The 21785-nt window shown below is 44.0% G+C and carries 14 protein-coding genes, 1 tRNA gene and 1 pseudogene; 12 read left to right on the top strand and 4 right to left on the bottom strand.

What is annotated here, in order from left to right; genetic code table 11:
* Together H524_RS0109580 and H524_RS0109575 are read right to left on the bottom strand one after the other, a co-directional pair.
* On the bottom strand, positions 1–215 hold a 215-nt coding region (locus tag H524_RS0109580; RefSeq protein WP_027940065.1), incomplete at its 3' end, for a hypothetical protein.
* 231 nt (positions 216–446) lie between these two features.
* Positions 447–522: transfer RNA gene (locus H524_RS0109575), tRNA-Thr, on the bottom strand.
* Positions 523–1441: 919 nt separating this feature from the next.
* Here H524_RS0109575 and H524_RS0109570 point away from each other — a divergent pair.
* From H524_RS0109570 to H524_RS0109560, 3 genes are all read left to right on the top strand, one after another.
* On the top strand, positions 1442–5659 hold the full coding sequence (locus H524_RS0109570; RefSeq protein ID WP_027940064.1) for an ATP-binding protein: 4218 nt from the start codon (positions 1442–1444) through the stop codon (positions 5657–5659).
* Positions 5660–5992: 333 nt separating this feature from the next.
* Entirely contained in the window at positions 5993–6700 is a 708-nt protein-coding gene (locus tag H524_RS0109565) for a response regulator (RefSeq protein WP_027940063.1), read from the top strand.
* A gap of 221 nt (positions 6701–6921) precedes the next feature.
* Positions 6922–7329, top strand: a complete 408-nt coding sequence (locus tag H524_RS0109560; protein WP_027940062.1) for a hypothetical protein — start codon at positions 6922–6924, stop codon at positions 7327–7329.
* A gap of 257 nt (positions 7330–7586) precedes the next feature.
* On the opposite strand, the gene H524_RS0109555 is transcribed toward H524_RS0109560, so the two are convergent.
* Both H524_RS0109555 and H524_RS0109550 read right to left on the bottom strand, forming a co-directional pair.
* Entirely contained in the window at positions 7587–8627 is a 1041-nt protein-coding gene (locus H524_RS0109555) for a ribonucleotide-diphosphate reductase subunit beta (RefSeq protein ID WP_027940061.1), read from the bottom strand.
* A gap of 711 nt (positions 8628–9338) precedes the next feature.
* Positions 9339–11855, bottom strand: coding sequence for a ribonucleoside-diphosphate reductase subunit alpha (locus tag H524_RS0109550; protein WP_027940060.1), 2517 nt, complete (start codon positions 11853–11855; stop codon positions 9339–9341).
* A 1401-nt stretch (positions 11856–13256) separates the two neighbouring features.
* Between H524_RS0109550 and ruvC the strand changes: the two genes are divergently transcribed.
* From ruvC to H524_RS15245, 9 genes and pseudogenes are all read left to right on the top strand, one after another.
* Complete coding sequence (gene ruvC / locus H524_RS0109545) at positions 13257–13805, top strand: crossover junction endodeoxyribonuclease RuvC (RefSeq protein WP_027940059.1); 549 nt, start codon at positions 13257–13259, stop codon at positions 13803–13805.
* Between the two features lie 96 nt (positions 13806–13901).
* Complete coding sequence (ruvA, locus tag H524_RS0109540) at positions 13902–14564, top strand: Holliday junction branch migration protein RuvA (RefSeq protein ID WP_027940058.1); 663 nt, start codon at positions 13902–13904, stop codon at positions 14562–14564.
* A 344-nt stretch (positions 14565–14908) separates the two neighbouring features.
* On the top strand, positions 14909–15985 hold the full coding sequence (ruvB, locus tag H524_RS15260) for a Holliday junction branch migration DNA helicase RuvB (RefSeq protein WP_245580462.1): 1077 nt from the start codon (positions 14909–14911) through the stop codon (positions 15983–15985).
* Positions 15986–16378: 393 nt separating this feature from the next.
* Complete coding sequence (locus H524_RS0109530; protein WP_027940057.1) at positions 16379–16822, top strand: YbgC/FadM family acyl-CoA thioesterase; 444 nt, start codon at positions 16379–16381, stop codon at positions 16820–16822.
* Positions 16823–17474: 652 nt separating this feature from the next.
* Positions 17475–18146 (top strand): annotated as a pseudogene (gene tolQ / locus H524_RS17760) (protein TolQ); the annotation flags it as partial.
* 719 nt (positions 18147–18865) lie between these two features.
* Positions 18866–19306 (top strand): protein TolR, encoded by a 441-nt coding sequence (tolR, locus tag H524_RS0109520; RefSeq protein ID WP_027940056.1) that lies wholly within the window; start codon positions 18866–18868, stop codon positions 19304–19306.
* A 180-nt stretch (positions 19307–19486) separates the two neighbouring features.
* Complete coding sequence (gene tolA, locus H524_RS15250) at positions 19487–20428, top strand: cell envelope integrity protein TolA (RefSeq protein ID WP_052339031.1); 942 nt, start codon at positions 19487–19489, stop codon at positions 20426–20428.
* A gap of 215 nt (positions 20429–20643) precedes the next feature.
* Entirely contained in the window at positions 20644–21240 is a 597-nt protein-coding gene (locus H524_RS0109510) for a hypothetical protein (protein ID WP_027940055.1), read from the top strand.
* A 297-nt stretch (positions 21241–21537) separates the two neighbouring features.
* The coding region (locus H524_RS15245; RefSeq protein WP_044121957.1) for a transposase at positions 21538–21785 on the top strand (248 nt) is incomplete at its 3' end.

Below are 21785 nucleotides of genomic sequence, written 5' to 3'. Positions count from 1 at the left end.
TTCTTCGTAATCAGCTGTTTTACGATGTCCTTGCTGGCAGGCTCTACATTTGAGTCGGCTACAGGTGCTTTAGTGTCGGTCGAGCTGTCAGAAGGGGAATTGAGGATTCTGCCTATAGCCTCAACCTGCTCCCGTGTTAGCTCGTTTTGCTTGCTAGAAATGAGATCTGCAAGCTCAGAAGAAAGAGTTGTCTGTTTGATGTTATGAGCACCCATTTTGATGATCTCCGAAAGTCAGCTTATGGCTGTGTTAAGCTGTGCATGTTAAACCAATAAAAAAGGGGGCTCAAGAAAAACTACACATCAAATTCTACACTGTCAATATTGTAGCTAGTTAGATCACTTTTGCTTGTAGATAAAGCTTTGTAAATAAATAGATGAAAAAGAGATGGGTGTTAGTGAGGAGAACTTGCTTATAAAGCTGATATATAAAAGGCTTTTAGAGAATGGTGCTGGATACAAGAATCGAACTTGCGACCTTTTGATTACGAATCAACTGCTCTACCGACTGAGCTAATCCAGCATAGACACAGGGCCAGAAAGTCCCTTTAGAAAGCGGCGTTATTCTAACAAACAGCTAGATGACTGTAAAGGTAAGTATGAGTAGGGAAAAATTTAACCAAGATCACACTAATGTTAAGTGAAGATTAAATGTTGATGCAATCATAACCAACACTCTAAATTTTTGTGGCATTAAAAAACTAACAACTTATTTACATCGCAGTTAAAAACCTTAATGCCGCATATACAGGCAAATTAATACAATGCAACCATAAGCTGAATGCAACTGAACTAGTTGCTTGAAGCGTACTCATCTACCTTGCATGCTTATATAAAAAAATCATGATGAGTAGGCCTGTTAATTTAATCTAGCGATATGGCCAAACGCTTCACAGCTAAATAATCTAGTTCGTGTATGGCCTCAGCTAGAGCTGTCATTCTCGATATGTTGCGTAGAGTCGAGTCTGTATGCTACCTGAGGCACCTTCTGAACAACTATCATCTCACACGCTTATTTCTATTCTAGTTACTAGGTTACTACTATCATCTCACACGCTTATTTATAGTAACTAGAATACTCTATCATCTCACGTGCTTTTTTCTTTGTGTTTCTTTCTTCTAGTTCAAGCAATTGCTTAATTGCTTGCTAATTCTTAGTTTAGCTTAGCTTAACTTTGAATGTACTAGACTGTCTTAGCCTAATTGTCTTCTTTTTTGTCTTTTTGCCTTTTGCTCACAACTATTGCAAAGTCACATCTTTAGCCACTATAGCCTTTTCATGCCATTGTATGCCTATTAGCCATAGGCTATCATGCTAATAAAATATAGTCATAGCCGCACAAGACGTATGTATTAGTTGCTGCAACTAAATGTTGCGCTGATGGCACTTCATAACAACATGCTTAGCACAATCAAAAAAATAAGGTGCCAAGGGATTCATTATGGAAGACACAAAGGCAGAGCACAATAAGAGCAAGCTCCAACAAGCTGCAGTTAGTGAGCACTCATGCTTAAACCCTGGCGATGACGTGAGAGATGAGATAGATGCTACCCATGATAAAGATAGCTCTAAGGTCCAAGAACGCCGCAAAAACAATGAGTTTTATGCCGATTTGTGGAATGCGGGAGGTGCCTTCTTTGGCAAAGAACAGTCTGATAGCTCTCATAAAGATGACTCTTTAGATCATGATAAAGAGGTGTCAGCAAGCGCTAGTGTATCTGAGGATCATGAGGCTAGCACCACTATAAATAAGAGCTCTAGTGATGATGGTGAGGGTGTCAAGCAAGCTCAAGGAGACAAGAAATCTAGTGGTAGCAAAGCTCAGCGTGGCAGCAAAAATCCCTTAACCTTATTCCGTCGTAAAAAGAAGCGTAGTGCCTATAAAGAGTTTGAAGATGGTCTGATTCCATCTATCTTAGTGCAAGAGAAGACCTTTGCCGACGATGACTACTCTAAGTATGCCGATATCGAAAGCTTATGCGAGTATGGCACAACATACTATGTACCAAACCCAGCTACAGAGTCAGAACAAAATGTAGCAGAGGAACGGGAATCAGCTGAGAGACTTAAAAGTGAGCTTGCCAAAGTAGACTCAAAGCGTCCTCATTTTTTATACTCGATTTCTACATATGGCAAGACCGCAAGTAGCGTCGATCCCACTTTAAACCCTTCTAGATTAGTTTCTGATACGCGTAGCTTGCGCTCTACCCCTGAAAAAGAAAAGGAGGAGATCAAGGATCAATTAGCTCAAATTGGTAGCACACAAGAAGAGCTTTTAGAAGATATCAAAGCTAGCAGTGTAACTGTCAATGAAGATAAGGGATCTTCTGATGATTTAAGTTATAAGCGCACTAAAGCTAAAGAGTCTGAGGCTATACATAGAGCGAGAGCTGTTGATGAAACTCATAAGATGCTCGATATGCCACGTCGTCGTGGCAAGTTGTGTCTCTTCTTAGGCGCAGCGCCAGGTGCTGGTAAAACCTTTGCCATGCTTGAGGATGCGCTTAATCAAGTACGTAGTGGCAAAAAGGTAGTCGTAGCCGGTATCGGCAGCCATAGCAATTATGAGACTGAAGATTTAGTTAAATGCTTAAGGCAAGAGGGTGCCATTATTTGTAATGGCATCACCTTAGAATATGGCAATAACTTAGATCAAGGCGATGATGAATCGCACGAAGAGACTCATGACAAAAACTGGCCTGCAGATAAGTGGGGTATCGACGTTTTTGGCCAAAGCAAAGAGGAACATAGAGAAGCGGACAATGAGCAACAAGACGAGTCTCATGCAACTAAGTTCAAAGAGGCTGGTAATACGGCCTTTGCTGATGTCTTTAGCTCATACTTTCAGTCTAATAAAAAGAAGGCTGATAAGGATAATACTCGTAGCATAGCTAAGCTCTTTAAAGGTGAGGGTTCCTCAAGTAAGTATGTTAAGCCGAGCTCAGGCAACTTAGACTCTCAGTTAAGTCGTCATTTAGAGTCAGATAAGAGTCAAGATGATGGCTATGATGCTCTAACCGTTGGTGGCATCGATTGGGCTGATAACTTTGTTGATGCAGTAAGTAAGGTCAAAGTAGAAGAATTAGAAGAGCCTATCAAGGTTAATGTTCAAAATGAAAGTGAGCGAAGGTCACTGCAAGTTGAGGCTATTATCGATGCAAAGCCTGATTTGGTGGTCGTAGATAATTTTGCCACTACCAATCCTCTAGGTTCGCCACGTAAATATCGTTGGCAGGATATTGAGGTATTGCTCAATGCAGGTTTAGACGTGTACTCAGCCCTCAATATTCAGCAGCTGGATACGCTTAATTTGATTGTTGCTCGCGTTACTGGTTGTAAGTCATCTTCAACTGTACCAAGCGTGATTTTTGATGCGGCTGATGAGGTGAGCTTTGTTGATACCTCCGCAGATGAGATCTTGCAGCGTATCAAGATGGGCAAGGTCTCATTTCCTGCTGAATGGGCTCCACACCTTGATACTTACAAAAAGAAGTCTACGCTTATCGCCTTACGTGATTTGACTTTACGTCAATTACGTTTGCGTGAGATGGCCCATAAGCGCTTTGCTTATCAGACCATCAAACGCGAGAATATGGCCATTTCCTCACCAAGTGATATCTTGCTTTTGCTCAATATCTCTTCAACCACAGAGACGGTCAAGCGCTGCTCTGATATTGCACGTAGCCGCGATGCTAATTGGCATTGCGTGTGGGTAGGCCATGGACGCGAGCTTACTAATTTAGAACGTAAAACCATTAATGAGCTTTTAGAAATGGCTCAGTCACTCGGCGCTTCAACTGAGGTTTTAGTCGGCAACTATTACGATACTATCGTTGAGTACGCTCACTCGCACGATATTGTTACTATTGTAGTATCCCCAGAGCACAGAACACCATTTTTTAGAATGCGCTATGCCAAGTTAGCTAGAATGCTACCTGAGGCGAATATGCTCTTTTTGCCTTGCAGTACCAAACGTGTGGGCATACAAAAGCGCGCTAGTCTTTTCTTTGATGCCAGCATTAAAAATGGCAATGGCGTCCTGACAGCATTTTTATCTACCATGGTCTTGACGCTGATTATGTTCCCAGTCCAAGCTACGATGCGTCAAACGAGTATCTTAATGGTCTTTTTATTGATGACCTTCATGCTCTCGCTCAAGTACAACGTATTTACGGCCATAGCGTCATCCGTATTCTCGGTAGCGTCGTTTTATGTTTTCTTTAGGCCACCTGTGGGTGTGCTCTATTTTGATGACTTTCAGATGTTCATGACGCTTATCATCATGTCTACTGTGGGTGTAATGACCTCACGTTTGATTAGTCGTAATGTACAGATCACCAATACCGCTCAAGCCAAAGAGCGCCATACTCGTATTCTGTACGATGCAGCTCGTTCTGCAGCCTTTGCTGTTGATGAACTGCGAGTCTTCAACTCTACTGCAGCGATTTTGCAAAGCGAGTTTAAGGTAGATAGTGAGTTCTGGGTATGTATGGATAAGAGCGCTAAACTTGAGTGCGTACGTCCTCGTCTTTCCAATGTTGACCCTGATGCATTGCAATACTGTTTGGTGATGAAAGAAGAGTGCGGCTTAGGTAGAACGGTATTCTCCGATAGCCCATATCTGTATATTCCGCTCAACGTGCGCGATGGTGTGTATGGTGTTGCCGTAATGTATCCAGATAGTATGTCCGCAGACTCTCTACCTGAGATACAGCGTGTGCTCTCAACCATGGTCTCTTTAGTGTCACAAACCATCGACCGTCTGCAGTCTATTGAAGAAGCTCGTCAAACCATTGTGACCATGGAAGCAACTAAGCTGCGTAACTCTCTTTTGCAGTCGCTTTCTCATGATTTACGTACGCCACTTACGTCACTCATGAACAATGCCGAGAATATGCTATCCAAGATTCGTCACCAAGAGTACGATGCTGCAGAAAATAGTGCCACTGAGATCATCGATAGTGCCCAACGTATGATTACTCTCATGAGTAACCTGCTTGAAATGGCTCGTCTGCAAAATGATGCTGTTACCCTTAACCGTACCTGGATTCCACCTGAGGAGCTAATTGGTATGGCTAAGGCCATGCACAAGATCCGCCTAAAGCGCTATGAGGTTAAGACCATTATTGAAGATGATTGCCCAATGTTCTTTGGCGATCCAGTGTTACTCGAGCGTGTGGTGGCTAACTTGGTAGATAATGCCGCTAAGTATTGTCCTGCTGGCTCTATTATTCAGTTCCATGCCTGGGGAGATGAAGAGCATGTCTCGATTAGTATTGAGGATAATGGCCCAGGTCTGCCAAAAGATATTGAAGGAGCCTTACTCTTTGACCCATTCAAGCGAGGTCATGCTGAAAGCAATATCACCGGCGTAGGTTTAGGTCTAGCTATATGCAACACAATTGCTAAGGTACACGATGCTAAGCTGATTGCAGGTAACTCATCGCTTGGCGGTGCTGCTTTTACCTTAGTCATGAAAGCTGTTCCAATGCCTGAGCTTGAGGATGAAGAGGCTATGATGGAGAAGATCGCCGCAATGGAAGATATTGATGATGAACTTTTCCCAATAGACCATGATCCCGACACCACCGCCCAAGATCTCGATGCAAAAGATCAAGCATCAGATGTATCCAAGGCGCAAACACCACAAAAGGTCTAAAGAAAGCTCCACAATCTATAGCCCATTTCAGTACACTCACCGCTAAGATCCAAGGTATTGTCGCACATAGCGTTAGCTTTCTACTTAGTTAGTGCTGTAGGCTACAAAAGGAAAGCAAACCAAACCAAGCCAAAGCAAATCAAATCAAGGCAAACCAAAGCAAGCCAAATCAAGGCATGCCAAAGCAAGGCAGTGCTGGAGCGGGCGATGTTATGTGCCTTGGGGTGTGGATAGTAAACAAAAGTTTACTTTGCTTAGGAAATTGGCTTTTTTATGCCACAATATGCAAAATTTGAATTTTGTACATGCTTATAGCTCTCTGGAGATATTGTTATGAGTGCTGCCACTATCTTGATTGTAGAAGATGAGGAACATATCGCCACCTCATTAGCAGGGGTTCTTAGCGATGAGGGCTATAACGTCTTTACTGCTGGTACCCTCAAAGAGGGCTTAGTGGAAGCTGCAACTAGATCACCTGATTTAGTAGTGCTTGATTTAGCGCTGCCTGATGGTGATGGTTTGGTGATCTTAAAAGAAATCCGTGCTTACTCTATGCTGCCAGTGATCGTACTGTCTGCTCGTATCAATGAAGAGCAGAAGGTACAAGCTTTAGATATGGGTGCTGATGACTATCTGACTAAGCCATTTGGTATTAGTGAGCTCTTAGTGCGTGTACGCGTGCAATTACGCCGCAAACAAGATGCTGCCGATCGTGAAAATGAGTCCATCATTAAGCTTGGCAAGGATGTCGAGGTTGATACTGAGCGTAAGGTAGTTACCAAGGGTGGCGAGTTAGTGCACTTAACTAAGCTTGAGCTTAGATTACTGCTTGTCATGCTCTCAGAGCCAGAAAAAGTATTAACGCAGCGCTACATCGTACAAAAGGTTTGGGGATCTGAGTATATTGAGCACCCACATTACCTGCGTATTTACATGGGGCGTTTACGCAATAAGATCGAAGATGATCCCTCAAATCCATCTATCTTGCTCACTGAATCTGGCGTAGGTTATCGTCTGGCTCTCAAACCACAGGCATCCTAAATACGGCAATGCAAAGCTCAGTGGCTGTGCATTAATCAGCGTGCAAAATACAAATCCTATCAGGCGCTTGCTATACTATAGGCCTTTTTCAACGGCTCATAGCCAGCCCTTAAGCACAGATAGTAGTGTGAGGCGGGCATGGAATTGTATAAACAGCTCATAGCTTTTTTGCTGATAAATACATTTGCGTATATAGCAATGCTAACAAAAAGGATTTAGACATGTTAGACGACTATCGCCCAGTGATGCTCAATGCATCATACATGCTTGCTCTGTATGCAGTAGCCTATATCACCGCACCTTTAACGCCTAATGGCTATCTTGAGTACGGCTTGCTCGCCATTGCCTCTGTATGGCTGTTTTACGGTGCCTTACTCTTACAAAGAGAGCATCGTCGTCCTAGCTCAGTCTTTTTAGGTGCTGCAGCCGTGATCCCATGGGCATTCTATGGCGAACTGTGGTACATCAATAACAACAAAGAAGGCATTGATCCTCAAGTCTTTGAGGCCAATTTACAGCACGCCATCTTTGTCTATCAGTCATTTAAGTACATGACCTTAGGTTGTGGCTTCTTAGCCGCCGTTAAAGGCATGTATATGGCCGTACGAGGCTTTGGCTCCTCACGCTAAGAATGAGATCATTAACACCCTCACACTAAGTAAGAGATCATTAGATCTTCACACCAAGTAAGAGGTCATTAGCCTATCACGCTTACTAATTGACGCCCTCAGCACCTCACGCTAAGTAATTGATGCCCACAGGTAGTTAAAGTAGGGCATTTGAAAGATTAGCCAGCCGAAAATGCAACAGCCCCTGCAAGATCATGTCCTGCAGGGGCTGTTGTGTTTTGGCGATCTTAATAGCTGCAATCGGCAGCTATTTTGTATTAGAGATCGTCAACTAAAGCGGTGCTCTTAGCGTAGGCAGTAGAACGGGCCTCGAAGAAGTCGGTCTTAACCATGTTGGCGTTAGAGTACTGAGATACCCAAGACATGGACTCTGGTTCGCTCTCATAGCGGCTGTCGTAAGATGGGAAGCCAAGACCCATCCAGCGTAAGTTGCCAAGGTAGGAGATGTAGTCGGTGATCATCTCTTTGTTAAGGCCCTTGATGTTATCGCCGATAACATAGTGACCCCATTCGATCTCCTGACGAACGCCCTCTTGCATCATCTCGCGCAGCTCATCTACAGTCTCTTTGGTAAAGAGCTCTGGATTTTCCTTTTGCAGCTCCTTGATGATGTTACGGAATAACCATAAGTGAGTGTTCTCATCACGGTTAATATAACGGATCTCTTGAGCAGAGCCTGGCATCTTGCCGTTACGGCTTAAGTTGTAGAAGAAAGAGAAGCCTGAGTAGAAGTAAATGCCTTCTAAGATGTAGTTAGCCATTAAAACCTTAAGTAAGGTCTTAGGATCTTGATGCTCTTGGAACTCGTTGTAAAGGTTACCAATGAAGGTGTTACGAGCAAGTAAGTGCTCATCGTCCTTCCATTGGTACAAGATGGAGTTACGCTCATCTGGTGAACAGATAGAGTCGAGCATGTAGCTATAGCTTTGGGAGTGGATACACTCTTGGAAAGTCTGAATAGACAGGCACAGGTTAACCTCAGAGACGGTAATATACTCAGCAATACGAGGCAGGTTGGCTGTCTGAATAGAGTCTAAGAAGACAAGGAAGCTTAAGATCTTGTCATAAGCCTGCTTCTCAGCAGGATCAAGCTTTGGATAGTCCTTAACGTCATGAGAAAGGTTGATCTCCTCTGGAATCCAGAAGTTGTTCATGGCCTGACGATACCAATCAGAAGCCCAACGATACTTCATATTGTTAAAGTCGTTGAGGTTGGTAGTGTTGCCACCGATCATCTTCCAATTAGTTACGTTGGTGTCACCCTGTGGGTTAAACAGCTTCTTCTTAACGAGTTCCATTCTTAGGACCTTGACCCCTGGGACCATATATTGGTCCTTGTTAAATAACCGTAGGTAAATCCAAGCCTGCGAGGCAAGCTAGATCCGATAATATAGAGCTATAACACCAACAACACAACCTGTGATCTATCAGCGCAAAGCTCAAAATAAGTGTGACATTATATATTAATTTTGGCGAAGATCATCTTTCAAGTTATCTGTCTGTGTGTATCAGCATGATCGAGCATGTTTACATCGGCATTAAACAAGGTGTTTTAGAGAAATGCGCGATGGCGACTTGAGTCGATACTATTTATCTGGCCTGTAGGTTCATAATCATAAATTGGCATTAATACCAATGTACAGAGCGTGTATTCTGTTTACAGATCGCAGCTTTGCAATACGCAAGATCGCCACAAGGTCATGATCTTAAAAAGTTAAAACATAAACTCTAAAACAGCACAAATATCTAAAGATCACAGGCAAAGAGCGTAGATGATCTTAGAGCGAAGAATCAGAGCATGGCATGGGTAAGTCAGACCCGATGAAGGATCGTAGAAAATAAGCTTATCTTGGAGCAAGGGCGTGGAGTCTGTAAGAAGCGATGGCTATTGGCCGAGCCTTTGAAGTGGGGCTGGGCTAGGATAGGTGCTTGAAAAAGCAAAACGCCGAGACTCAGGGGAGTTTCGGCGTTTGTGGGATCGTTACTAGGTAGCTAGTAGCGTTGCGATCTTATGAGGCGCAGGATTCGCACTCTTCTACCTCAAGGGCCTTGGAGCGTACGTAGTAGATAGTCTTAACGCCACTTTCAAAAGCCTGCAGGTAAAGGTTTAATACCTGACGCATAGTGTAGTCGTTGGTGATGTACAGGTTCATAGACTGAGCCTGATCGATGTGGCGCTGACGGACACCGGCAGCACGTACAGACCAGCTCTGGTCAATGTTGTGAGCATTCTTGTACAGCCACCAAGTCTGCTGGCTGAGCTCTGGAGCTACACGTGGCAGCATGGAGCCTTTCTTCTCCTCAAGGAAATAGCGATTCATTACTGGATCGATACCTGCGGTAGTACCTGCGATGATGGAGGTAGAGGAGGTAGGAGCGATAGCCAGTAAGTAGGCGTTACGCATGCCCTGATGCTGTACGGTACGACGTAATTCTTCCCACTGTGGGCTGTTGTACTTACGCTTGATGAAGTACTGGCCGTTTTGCCAATCAGAACCCTCAAAGTACTTATAAGAACCCTTCTCAGCAGCGATATCGGAAGAAGCGCGAATAGCGGCCATGTTGATACGCTCAAAGACCTTATCAGCAAAGTTTAAGTGCTCCTCGCTTTCCCACTTGATGCCGTGCTTAGCAAGCATGTGGTGATAACCACTCATACCAAGACCGATGGAACGGTACTGGCGATTAGTGATCTCAGCGTATGGAGTTGGGTAGAAGTTAAGGTCGATTACGTTATCTAAAGCACGTACTGCAGTAGCAACTAAGCTATCTAAGTACTCTCCATCCTGCACTGGGATGCGGCCTAAAGATAAGGAGGCTAAGTTACATACAACAAAGTCGCCTGGCTTAGTTTCAGTAACTACGCGAATCTCGCCATCTTCAGTCTTAATGGAGCGGCTAATTGACTCAATACCACGCATGTTCTGAGCAATCTCAGTACACAGGTTGGATGAGTAAATGCAGCCAACGTGGTGATTTGGGTTAGCCTCATTAACGATGTCACGGTTGAAGATAAATGGAGTACCAGTTTCAACAGCTGACTTGATGATGAGACGAACAATATCCTTAATGGCGATCTGACGCTTACCGATACGGCTATCGTGAACGCAGTCTAAGTACTTAGACTCCCACTCGTGACCGAAGAAGTCTTCAAGGCAATAGCCCTTAACCTTCTTGATCTCGTATGGGCACATTAAGTACCAGTCACCATCGATGTTCTCTTGTACTTGTCGCCAGAAGAAATCAGGCACACAAACAGCAGGGAACACGTCGTGAGCCTTCATACGGTCATCGCCGTTGTTAGTACGCAGCTGCAGGAACTCAGGTAAATCGCGGTGCCACATATCGAGGTAAACAGCAACAGCACCCTGACGTACGCCAAGCTGATCTACTGCAACAGCGGTGTCGTTGATAAGACGAATCCAACGAACTACGCCGCCAGCTGCACCTTCAAAGTTACGAATAGCAGAGCCCATGGCACGTACTTTACCTAAGTACATACCCATGCCACCGCCAAACTTAGAAACCTGGGCAAAGTTATCGATAGAACGATAGATGCCATCTAAGCTATCAGGTACGGTGTCGATAAAGCAGGAGCTCAGCTGATGGAATGGCTTACGTGCATTGGCAAGAGTTGGGGTTGCCATGGTCACTTCCATCTTGGAGAGCATGTTGTAAAAACGCTGTACCCAAGACATACGGTTGTGAGTTTCGTTCATGGCAAGGTGCAGAGCGATACCTAAGAACATCTCCTGTGGAGTCTCTAAAGGTACGTGCTTATGTGAAGAAATCACATAACGCTTAACTAAGAGGTCAAGGCCTGCAAAGGTAAAGAGGTTGTCACGATCAGGTACGATAAAGGAGTAAGCCTGCTCAATTTCATCTTGTGAGTAGCTCTTTAAGATATAAGCACCGTAAAGGCCTGCCTCAGTTAAGTAGATGAGCTTGTCATAAAAGCCACGTAAGTTTAGCTTTGATAGTTCAATCTCAAGATTACGGTGGAACTTGTGAGCAAGCAGACGGCCAGCGATCATCTCAAACTTTGGAGCAGTCTGAGTGGTCAGTTCGCAAGCAGCCTTGATAAGGGAGTTTAACTGATCGTTAACTGATGAAGATGGCTTGGATATAGAAACGAACTTAGCAGAGAGTACATTTAAGGAGTACTCAGGCTCTAAGAAGTCTTTTTGAATACGCTCAAGGCACTTGTCTAAAGTGAGATCGCCAGTGGCAGTTACTAAAGCAATACGAGCAGTACGCAGCTCAGAGCGCTTCTGACGATATAAGATGAAGCTCTTAGCAACAGCATAGAAGCCTTGTTCCATTAAGGTTTCTTCTACGATGTCCTGAATGTTCTCTACAGTCTTCTCGGTAGCCTTTTGGACTTTCTCCGTAATAACACGGACTAAAGACTCTTTTTGCTCGTCAGTAAGAACCTGACCGACATTGCCGAAAGCTTTGGAGATAACAAAAGCGATTTTGTTACCATCAAAGGTTGCGGTTTGACCTGAGCGTTTAATGATTTGCAAGGCTATCTCCTGACTGTCATGAGTGGCAAGTGCTTTAAGTAAGCTCTTGCACTTATGGGCATGACCCCCATACTAAACAAGTAACACTTATCAGCTACACATGAATGCAAAAGCAAGTATTCAAGTGCGTTGCTGACAACCAAAAAATCCATAAGCCCAAGCTTGGTGGTTAATTAACCATCAAATACAAACACTAAGAGTCATGGCTAAGATGCAAAAAGACAACTCTTTTAGCACTCTAAAGCCATGAAAGATCGCGGCTTGGAAGCACATTTAGTCAACTAAAGAGCATAGTCAAATGAGCGCTATGGATCTAAAGTTGAGGTGCGCATTATATATGCTATTGAGGCTAAAAGCTCCCATCATGGCTAAATTTAGCAACTGTCGCTGACTCGCACTGCTGATCATGACTTAGACGATGAGCTCATCCTCAAAGGGCACTGATTCTACACAAAAATTGTCAGAATGCCTAAAGTCTAAACGAATAATCATATGAACACAAAAAGCGACAAAAGCCCGTAAATACGCCGTAAGCGAACCGAGTCTACTCTTAGAAAGTCCGATTTAAAGGGATTCAAATTTTTTTGAACTTTTTTGCTCAATAGACTGTTGACATTTTTCTCACCCTTACAGACTCTAGATATACTCTAGGTTTGCACATAGACCTTTACAAAATATTATCAATTAGCACTAATGACCACAGATCGGACAACTTAGATCAAAGCATCTCCATCGCTTTGTAAGTGATTATGATGTGTTATGCGCCATTACGATCAGAGATCGAGCACATGGCAGCCGAAATATTTCACACATCAGCGCCACATCTACATACTAGCCCACTGTTAATTGCTCCTCACTACGCGCCCAAAGCAAATACGGCACAAGCGCGCGCAATCAGCCTTTGCGCCGCATTCAGAACATATCAGGCACAAATGCGAGCAATTTGCGTTTTCGCCGCATTTAGAACATATCAAGCACGGCGTGAGTAAACGGCACTAGCACAGCGATTGTCTGCAGTATTGCGAGTAATTAACAGTAAATGGCTTGAGATACATGTTCCACGAGTGGAGGCTAATGCCACCTTTATATAGCTACATGCAGCTTCATATGTTTAGCTGAGATGCTAAAAGTATGTTGCGGTGTGCTAGGCAATAAAAAGTTAGCCATGGGACGCTTCAAGCTGATAAATATGCGATTTTAACTTTTTGTTGCGCTGATCTTCGTTGGCGCTAAGATCATGCGCTATTCTTATGATCGCTGTGATTGACAGTTATTGCAGGTAACGAGCTATGAGACTTGGCAAGTGCTGTGAGAGTTTTGCTTAAGCCTCTTGCTTGCAAAAGCAACTAGTTTTGCTAGCATGGAGCGCAATCGATGCTTTATAGATAGGACTTAGCTTAGATGGCGGTGATATTAGGTATTGACCCGGGTTCGCTTAAAACTGGCTACGGTGTGGTGAGTATGGTAGGTAATAAATTGACTTATCTAGGCTCAGGCTGCATCAAGACAGGTACAACTGAAGACCCACTGCATGAACGCCTCTTAGTAATCTTAGAGGCGATTAGCGAGATCATTGATCAATTTAAGCCCGATCAGATGGCTGTGGAGCAAACCTTCGTGTCAAAGAATCCGCAGTCGACTATTAAGCTCTCTGAGGCCCGTGCCGTAGCTCTAGTAACTGGTGCTAAGGCAGGTATTAAAGTATTTGAATACACTCCAACTCAGATTAAACAGTCATTAGTAGGTTATGGCCAGGCTGAAAAGAAACAGGTTCAGTACATGGTTAAAACTCTGCTCAAGCTATCAGGCAATCCTCAAGCAGACGCTGCAGATGCTCTTGCATGTGCTATTTGCCATGGCTATACCCATCAGGTATCTACTTTGATGAAGGCCAATATCAAAAATGGGTCTAACTTGAGTAATCCAATGTTGCAAAACTATCGGGTTTAGCAGCTTAGTGTCGTAGCGTGTAATACTACAATTTAGGGCGCTTGTTAGCGTCTTGCTTCAAGATGTATTCTTAATCTAAGGTTTAAGGTTTTTATCATGATTGGTTCTTTACGCGGAAAGCTGTTAGGTTTTGAGGGCATTAAGGCCTTGATTGAAGTTCAGGGCGTTGGTTATGAAGTGGAGATTCCAGGTAACTTACTTACTGAATTTGTTGTTGGTGAAGAGTGCTTTGTCTACACCCACTTTGTTGTCCGTGAGGATGCTCAGCTACTCTATGGCTTTAAGAGCAAAGAGGCTCGTTTACTCTTTAGAGAACTCATCAAGATCAATGGCGTAGGTCCAAAGGTAGGTATGGCCTTATTATCTTGCTTTGACCTTAAGACCTTTATTGAGGTTATCAATCAAAACCGTATCAATGCCCTGATCTCCACCCCAGGCGTGGGTAAAAAGACCGCTGAGCGCATCATTGTGGAGATGAAAGATCGCCTCGATAAGCTGCGCATTATGGAAGCTGCTAGCGTATCTACCGTAGGAACCACTGCTGTTTCAAATGGCCTCTTACCTGAAGAGGAGAGCAGCGCTGATGATTCAACTAATGCTGCCTTTGTTTGTGAAGATGCAGTCATGGCCTTAAAGGCTTTAGGCTTTACCGACAAGCAAGCCATCCCTGCAGTTAAGTCAGTTTACGAAAATGGTATGACCACTGAGCAGGTACTCAAGGCCACCTTAGCCATCCTGAGCAGCAAATCCCGCCGCTAAGAGTAATTAACAACCAAGCTCGTTTGTAGACACAAACGAGGTGCAAGTAAACTTGTTTGTTGACACAAACAAGGTGCAAGCGCCGTCGTGTCGCCATAGCCTTTGGCATAATAAGAGCAATTAACAGCTGAGGCTAAAAGGAAAGCTTCATATGTGCTGCTCATTACATTGGCTTATGAAAATGTACTGATATGGCTTGTGTAAGAAAAGTTTGGCACAAGTACATCCTGATATAGGCCTCATTAGCCTCCGTGTGCTAAAATTTACAGCTCACTTAAGCAGCCTTTTTATGCCTAGGCTGCTTTGTTTTAGGTTAGCTTGTAATCTTCAGTTAGGAGGTTGATGTGGGAAAAGGTATTGTTGCTGATGCACTCGAGACTGAGGTTCAGCGCGATGTCAGTCCTGAAAAGACTGTAGAGGAAACAGTTCAAGAACTTCTCGACTCATCTGAAGACCGCGCACTGCGACCTAGAACTTTAAAAGATTACATTGGCCAAGAAGATGCCAAGCAACAGCTTGAGATCTATTTACAAGCAGCCAAGAAAAGAGGTGAGGCTTTAGATCACGTGCTGATCTTCGGTCCTCCAGGTCTAGGTAAGACCACCTTATCTAATATTATTGCCAATGAGCTCGGTGTTACTTTAAGCACCACCTCTGGCCCTGCCTTAGAAAAGAAGGGCGATGCGGCAGCTCTTTTAACCAACCTTGGTCAAAGAGATGTGCTCTTTATTGACGAAATCCATCGTCTCTCTCCAGTTATTGAAGAGTTTATGTATCCTGCGATGGAAGACTATCAAGTCGATGTGCTCATTGGTGAAGGACCATCAGCTCGTTCAGTCAAGATCGGTCTGCAACCTTTTACTCTCATTGGTGCAACCACTCGTGCTGGTACCTTAACTTCACCGCTGCGTGCTCGTTTTGGCATCATTTTGCAGCTGCAGTACTACTCGCCAGAAGAGCTCTTTATCATTATTAGTGCCTCAGCTAAGAAGCTCAATGTTCCAATTGAAAAAGAAGGTGCCATGGAGATTGCCAAGCGCTCTCGTGGTACTCCACGTATTGCCAACCGCTTATTAAAGCGTGTGCGTGATTTTGCTGAGGTAAAATCGAATGGCGCGATCACTCAAGAAGTGGCTAAGCAAGCTTTAGATACTTTGAAGATCGACGTTGATGGCTTTGACGATTTTGATCGTGCTTACTTAAGATCTATGATCTTTGACTTCAATGGCGGCCCAGTTGGTATCGAAAGCATTGCTGCTACCTTAGGCTACGAAAGAGAGACCTTAGAAAACGTAGTTGAGCCATACTTACTGCAGCAAGGCTTTGTGCAGCGCAGCCGTATGGGGCGCGTGGCCACAGACAAGGCCTATGAAAAGTTCGATGCTATGGATCGTTTAGCTGCCGCACGAGCAAATAGCTAATAGATCTGAAGACCGAGATCTTGCACTAAGCACCATTTTCAGCTGCACTTATTTCAGTAGCTTGTAGCGATCGAGCGTACACAAATACAAGCCCAAAAGAGCGATAGCCCATTTTTCTTTACCGATGTTATCTTAAGATAGGATCTCTAAGAACTCTGTGGGCGTATCATGGTGCTGACATTTGATCTTGCACCATTTTCTTGATGCTTGTTCTTGATGCTTTAGCAAAAAGGCCACTGAGAATAGTGCCTAATTTGCCGGAGCCTCATGTGCGCGTGTACGTCAGTGCAATCTCAGATGGAGCTTTCCTTGATGGTAGCTCATGAGTTGCTTTGTTTTTAGGCAGTCATTAGATATTTGTATATTGTTGTTTAGGCATAGCAGGAGTTTGCGATGAGCCTTAATGAGTTTTCTTGTAAGTTTAGGGTTTACTACGAAGATACTGATTGCGGCGGCATTGTTTACCACGCAAACTATCTTAAGTTCTGTGAAAGAGCACGGACTGATTTTGTTCGTGAGGTAGTAGGCTACAATCAGCAACAACATTTAAATGAGGAGAAAAAGGGCTTTGTGGTCTCTAAGATCACCGCTAAGTTCATCTCTTCTGCAAAACTTGAGGATATGCTCACCGTAACTTGTGTGCCAGTGCTGTTACGCCGCTCTTATTTAGAGATGTACCAAGAGATCAAAAATGACGCAGGTCAGGTGCTCTTTGCCATGCGCTCAACCATTGCGCATATCAACTTTGCAAGCAATCGCCCTGAGGTAATTCCTGCAGATTTTTCAGACAAGGTTAAAGAGGTGCTCGCTCCTGAGGATTACAAGACTCTCTGCTAGCCCCCAAGAATTACAAGACTCTGTGCTAGCTCCAGTGAATGACAAGATCCTCTGCTAGAGCATGAGGAACAGTTAACAGGATAACACTCTGTGCTTGCGCATTGTGACTACAAGAATTAGTGCAAAGGCCTTAAGAGAGTAGCAGTTTTGCTAATACTTGGATGCTGCTAAGTTTTGCCTAATAGCATCTTTGTATCATACAAGCATAAGATGGGCATTTTGCAGTGCTTGAAGTTCTGTACTCGGCTTGTAGTTTTGTACTCGTTTTAGTCAAACTAAGATCTTTTATCCTTTGGTTTTGTATCGCTTAACTTTGATCTTAGTGACCCTTTTGGTGCTGTCTTTGTCTATATGCTGAAAAAAATCAGCTATTAAGCAGCAAAAAGACTGTACAATTGATAGCTTTATTAGCTGTACCTCATTAAGCGCAATTGAAGGGCGTGATCTTTTGTCATGATCTTGCAGTTGCTGTTTATAAAGACGGCATAGTTTTATGTACGCCACCAAAGCTTTGTGCAAGAGACTTTGGCTTGGCTGTGATGCTGTGCATCGAATAATAAAAAGAACGCTATTGCGATCCATATTATCTATGGGGCAGGCGATTCTAGTAGATACACTCAAATTTGCTTCATAGTGTGGAGAATACTGATTTATGCAACCTCAGGAAGCGCTCTCCTTTACCGAGCTGGTCCTTAATGCCAGCTTCTTGGTACAGTGTGTGATGCTGTTCTTATTAGGACTTTCCATTGCATCCTGGACCATCATCATTTCGCGTAATAATCAGTATCGCGTGGGTAGAGCCAAGGCTGATGCCTTTGAAGATCGCTTTTGGTCAGGTATTGACCTTAATAATCTCTACCAAGAGTGTATGCAGCGTCCTGATGATCTCGTTGGCTTAGAAGTTATCTACTCAGCAGGCTTTAAAGAGTTCGTACGTTTAGTTAACTCAGGACCAGCTGATCAAGACGTAGTTATGGACGGCACATACCGTCAGATGAAGGTTGCTTGCTCACGTGAAGTAGAGTTGCTTGAAACCAATCTGCCAACCTTAGCTACCATTGGTTCTATCAGTCCATATATCGGTCTGTTTGGTACCGTTTGGGGTATTATGCATGCCTTCGTAGCATTAGCTGCAGTTAAGAACGCTACTTTAGCCATGGTTGCCCCTCCAATTGCTGAGGCGCTGATTGCAACTGCTATGGGTCTGTTTGCCGCTATTCCAGCTGTTATGTTCTACAACCGTTTCGTAACTAAGGTTGAGGCATTAGAGAATCGCTACTACAACTTCATGGATGAGTTCTCCACCATCTTAAACCGTCGTTTAGTAACCATTCGCACCCAGTTAAATCGTCAGCAGTTTAATCAGGACAATGCTCAGAACCAAGCACAGCCAACTGCTCCAACTCCAGTTGCTGTAAACATGGGCTCTTCTCCAGATGGCAATGATTTAAGTGCAATGAACAACCTTAATGCCATTAATCCATCTAGACCTCCTGAGGGCGATAGCTACCAACAAGAGTATGACGAGCCATTTGATCAGTCTGATGAGGCTGCATCTATCGCTCAGGCTGTAGCTGGTCATAAGTCCAATCAAAATCCAGTTCAGGTGCCAAGCATTAAAGAGCAAGCCCGTCCTGCTGTGGCAAATCAGGATATGAATGCACAGCGTGCAGCTCAACAAAATCAAAACCGCAGAGCAGCTGCTAACACCTTAGGTGGTGTGAGCGCCGCAAACCGCAACTTAAACCCTCAGCAGCTTAACGATCGCAATATGGCTGCAGGTTATCGCGGTGTAGTGCCTCCACGTAATGCTAGCAATAACAATGTAAATGCACAGTTACCTGGCGGCCCTGCAACTGCAGTTAAGCCAAATCAGGGTTTAAAGACAGAGAGCACTTATCGCTCCGGCAATAACTTTGATAACCGTCAGCAGCAAAAGAAGGCTGATGACGCTCCGCACTACATTTCTCCAGGTGGTCAGACTCCACGTCGCAATCGCCCATCAGGTGCTGATGGCTCCTAGAGTTTTTGGAGGTTAAGTAGATGGCAGACCGTGGTCGTAGACGTAAGAGCCGCACTGTAGCCGAGATTAACGTAGTGCCATACATCGATGTTATGTTGGTGCTGCTCGTTATCTTTATCGCCACCGCTCCAGTAGTAATGCAGGGTGTAACAGTTGATCTGCCTCAAGCTGAGGCTGAGGCTATGAATGAAGATCAGCGCACCCCAATTATTGCGACTGTAGATAAGGCAGGTCAGTACTTTGTTAGTGTCGATACTCAGAGCGTTAAGATCCCTGATCTCGATACTGTAGGCAAAGTAGTTGCCGAAGAACTGCGCAAAGATCCTAACCGTCCTGTAGTGGTTCAAGGCGATGCCCAAGTTGCTTACGATAGCGTCATTCGTCTAATGAATGCTTTAAAGCAAGCTGGCGTACAAAGCGTAGGTTTAGTTACCGACCCAATTCCTGTAGTGGGTAAATAGGCAAGAGCGCGTCTGTACAAACAAAGCTTCAATGCCGACCCATTTAGGTAGCTGGTGAACAAGCTTGCAAGCTTTTGTACAGCACGAAAGCTTCAATGCCGGCCCAATTTAGGTAGCTGGTGAGCAAGCTTGCAAGCTTTGGTGGTACTTTAGGTTTTTAGTTAAATGGTGGAGTAGTCTGTGAAACTCGGAATTGGTCCAGCGTTTGTTATAGCTTTGGCTATTCACGGCGTTCTGCTAGCTGTTTTAGCGATTAACGTGTCTTTAGACAAACCTAAGCGTCCAGAAGAAAAGACCGGCCAAATCATGCATGCCACCATGGTTAATGTGCCACCAGCTAAAGGCTCACCACAAGGCAAGCCGCCTCAGCAAAATAAAGTTCAAGATACTGCCAAGCAAGCAGCTGAAGCTGCAGCTAAGGCCAAGGCAGAGGCTGCAAAGAGAGCTGAGCTTGCTAAACAAGTAGAGGCTCAAAAGAAAGCTGAGGCCGAACGCCAAAAGGCTATTGCGCTAAAGAAAGCCGAAGAGGCCAAGAAGAAAGCTGAAGAGGCTAAGAAGAAGGCGGAGGCTGAAGCAAAGAAGAAGGCAGAGGAAGAGGCCAAGAAGAAGGCCGAGGCTGAAGCTAAGAAGAAGGCTGAGGAAGAGGCAAAGAAGAAGAAAGCCGAAGAAGCTAAAAAGAAAGCAGAAGAGGCTAAAAAGAAGGCTGAGCTGGAAAAAGTAGCGAAGCAAATGCTTGAAGACCAACAAAAGCGTCTTGAGGCACAGCAAAAAGAGCAGGCCGATGATCTTGAAAGTGATCTTTTAGGACAGGTTCATGGTACTGATGATGGCGTAGGTTTAGGCTCTGGTACTGGTTCAAATGAATCTCAGACTTATGGTGCTAAGGTTCAGCAGTTAATCGAGCAGAACTGGCGTATTGATCCATCGATGAATGGTAAGAAAGTAGTGGTGACTGTATCAGTTGATGATGGTGGTCAAATCTACAACTTAAAATGCGATGGTGATAAATCAGTATGTGCTAGTGCCGTCTCTACCCTTAATCTCATTGGTATGTTGCCTCGTCCTCCACAAGGATGTAAGGACTGCAGCACTATCGTGATCACCATGACACCAAAGATTTAGTGCTGCTAACGTAAGCTAACGTTAACGACTAATTTACGCGCCATTGCCCTTAAAAGCAGTGGCGCTGTTGTATGTGGTTAACAACAAACCACAGTAACATTTGCTCTTAGTAGGCAAATAAATAATCAAACAGCTGCATCTATTGTAGTTTCTTATCATATGGCTATGCTTAGGTTTAATGAATCAAATTATTAATTCAAAGCAGAGGTAAAGGTATGCGACCAAACGAAAAGGTCTTGCGTTTTGCGGCAATTCTTAAAGAAGGTGGTATAGCTCGATCTAAGGTATGTCCAATATCCACTGAGGCATTTGCGTCCTTATCAGAGGAGTTTTTGCAACGAGCTAGAAGGCGCAAGGAAGAGTGCGGAGTTGATGCACAGCTGGTGCTTGCAGAGGCGACGGCAATCTATGAAAGATTGAAAACTTATGACCTAAGCTCGATCCATGCTCTTTTAGAAACAGTAAATTCACGGATTAAGGATGCAAGAAGTCCAGGTCGCGTAGTATATCCTGTGCATATAGTGCATATGGTAATCATGATAGCAAGGTGCTTTAACCTCAAGAGTGCAAATGAGATTGCAGCTTTCTATAACGGCTACAATCTAATACTTCAGCTACTTATACCGGGTATGCCTTCTCCATGTAACTTCATTTCAGGGGCTACGATTAAGCTTGTTCGCACTCTTAGCCCACAAAGAGATGCCGAGCAATTATACGAAGAGTTATATCCTTCGATAAAAACCATTACTGATGACCTTTTTAGCTTCAAACCTCAGCTAAATGTAATCATTGGTGAGAATGGAAATAATTAGATAAGATGCGATCTGATTAGGTGAGCTTCCACTTATTAATAATGGCTTTGTCTTTCACACTGTATGAGGGGCGTTTTTAGTTTTTCTGACAAAGCTCTTGTCTTTTAAGATCGTGCCAAATTTGTGTGCACACATGATAAGAGTTGCTTACAAAAGGCTTATACCCGACTTTAGCACTTTCTAAGAAGCAATTTTAGCGATGAACCCCTATGTGTTAATCTAGTTTTCAAGATGACCTTTTGGTTTCACCTTACGAAACTATTATAATAGGGCGGATTTCCTTGTGAGGTTTTCCCTATGACTTTTTCCAATGAGTTTCGCGTTAAGGTTGTTACTGATGCGCTCTCAGGCAAGCAGGTAAATGAAGTGGCCAAAGAGCATTGTGTATCTGATCAGTCAGTACGCAACTGGCTCGCTGACCCCCAAATTCTTGCTACAGCCATGTCTGTTAGCAAAGATGCTGCTTCTCAAGAAGATCTGAAATCTTCTGCTCCAGGCACTCTCACCGATGAAGGTGCTCTCGCGCTGTATTTGTTGTCTAGAAT

The organism is Anaerobiospirillum succiniciproducens DSM 6400, from assembly GCF_000482845.1.
GTDB lineage: Bacteria > Pseudomonadota > Gammaproteobacteria > Enterobacterales > Succinivibrionaceae > Anaerobiospirillum > Anaerobiospirillum succiniciproducens.
This window is presented reverse-complemented; position numbering and strand designations above follow the sequence as displayed.

Bases quoted from the DNA above. Each gene is read 5' to 3' on its own strand.
- H524_RS0109570 (WP_027940064.1), top strand. From the start codon at position 1,442: ATGGAAGACACAAAGGCAGAGCACAATAAGAGCAAGCTCCAACAAGCT.
- H524_RS0109560 (WP_027940062.1), top strand. From the start codon at position 6,922: ATGTTAGACGACTATCGCCCAGTGATGCTCAATGCATCATACATGCTT.
- ruvC (WP_027940059.1), top strand. From the start codon at position 13,257: ATGGCGGTGATATTAGGTATTGACCCGGGTTCGCTTAAAACTGGCTAC.
- H524_RS0109510 (WP_027940055.1), top strand. From the start codon at position 20,644: ATGCGACCAAACGAAAAGGTCTTGCGTTTTGCGGCAATTCTTAAAGAA.
- H524_RS0109555 (WP_027940061.1), bottom strand. From the start codon at position 8,627: ATGGAACTCGTTAAGAAGAAGCTGTTTAACCCACAGGGTGACACCAAC.
- H524_RS0109530 (WP_027940057.1), top strand. From the start codon at position 16,379: ATGAGCCTTAATGAGTTTTCTTGTAAGTTTAGGGTTTACTACGAAGAT.
- H524_RS0109565 (WP_027940063.1), top strand. From the start codon at position 5,993: ATGAGTGCTGCCACTATCTTGATTGTAGAAGATGAGGAACATATCGCC.
- tolR (WP_027940056.1), top strand. From the start codon at position 18,866: ATGGCAGACCGTGGTCGTAGACGTAAGAGCCGCACTGTAGCCGAGATT.
- ruvA (WP_027940058.1), top strand. From the start codon at position 13,902: ATGATTGGTTCTTTACGCGGAAAGCTGTTAGGTTTTGAGGGCATTAAG.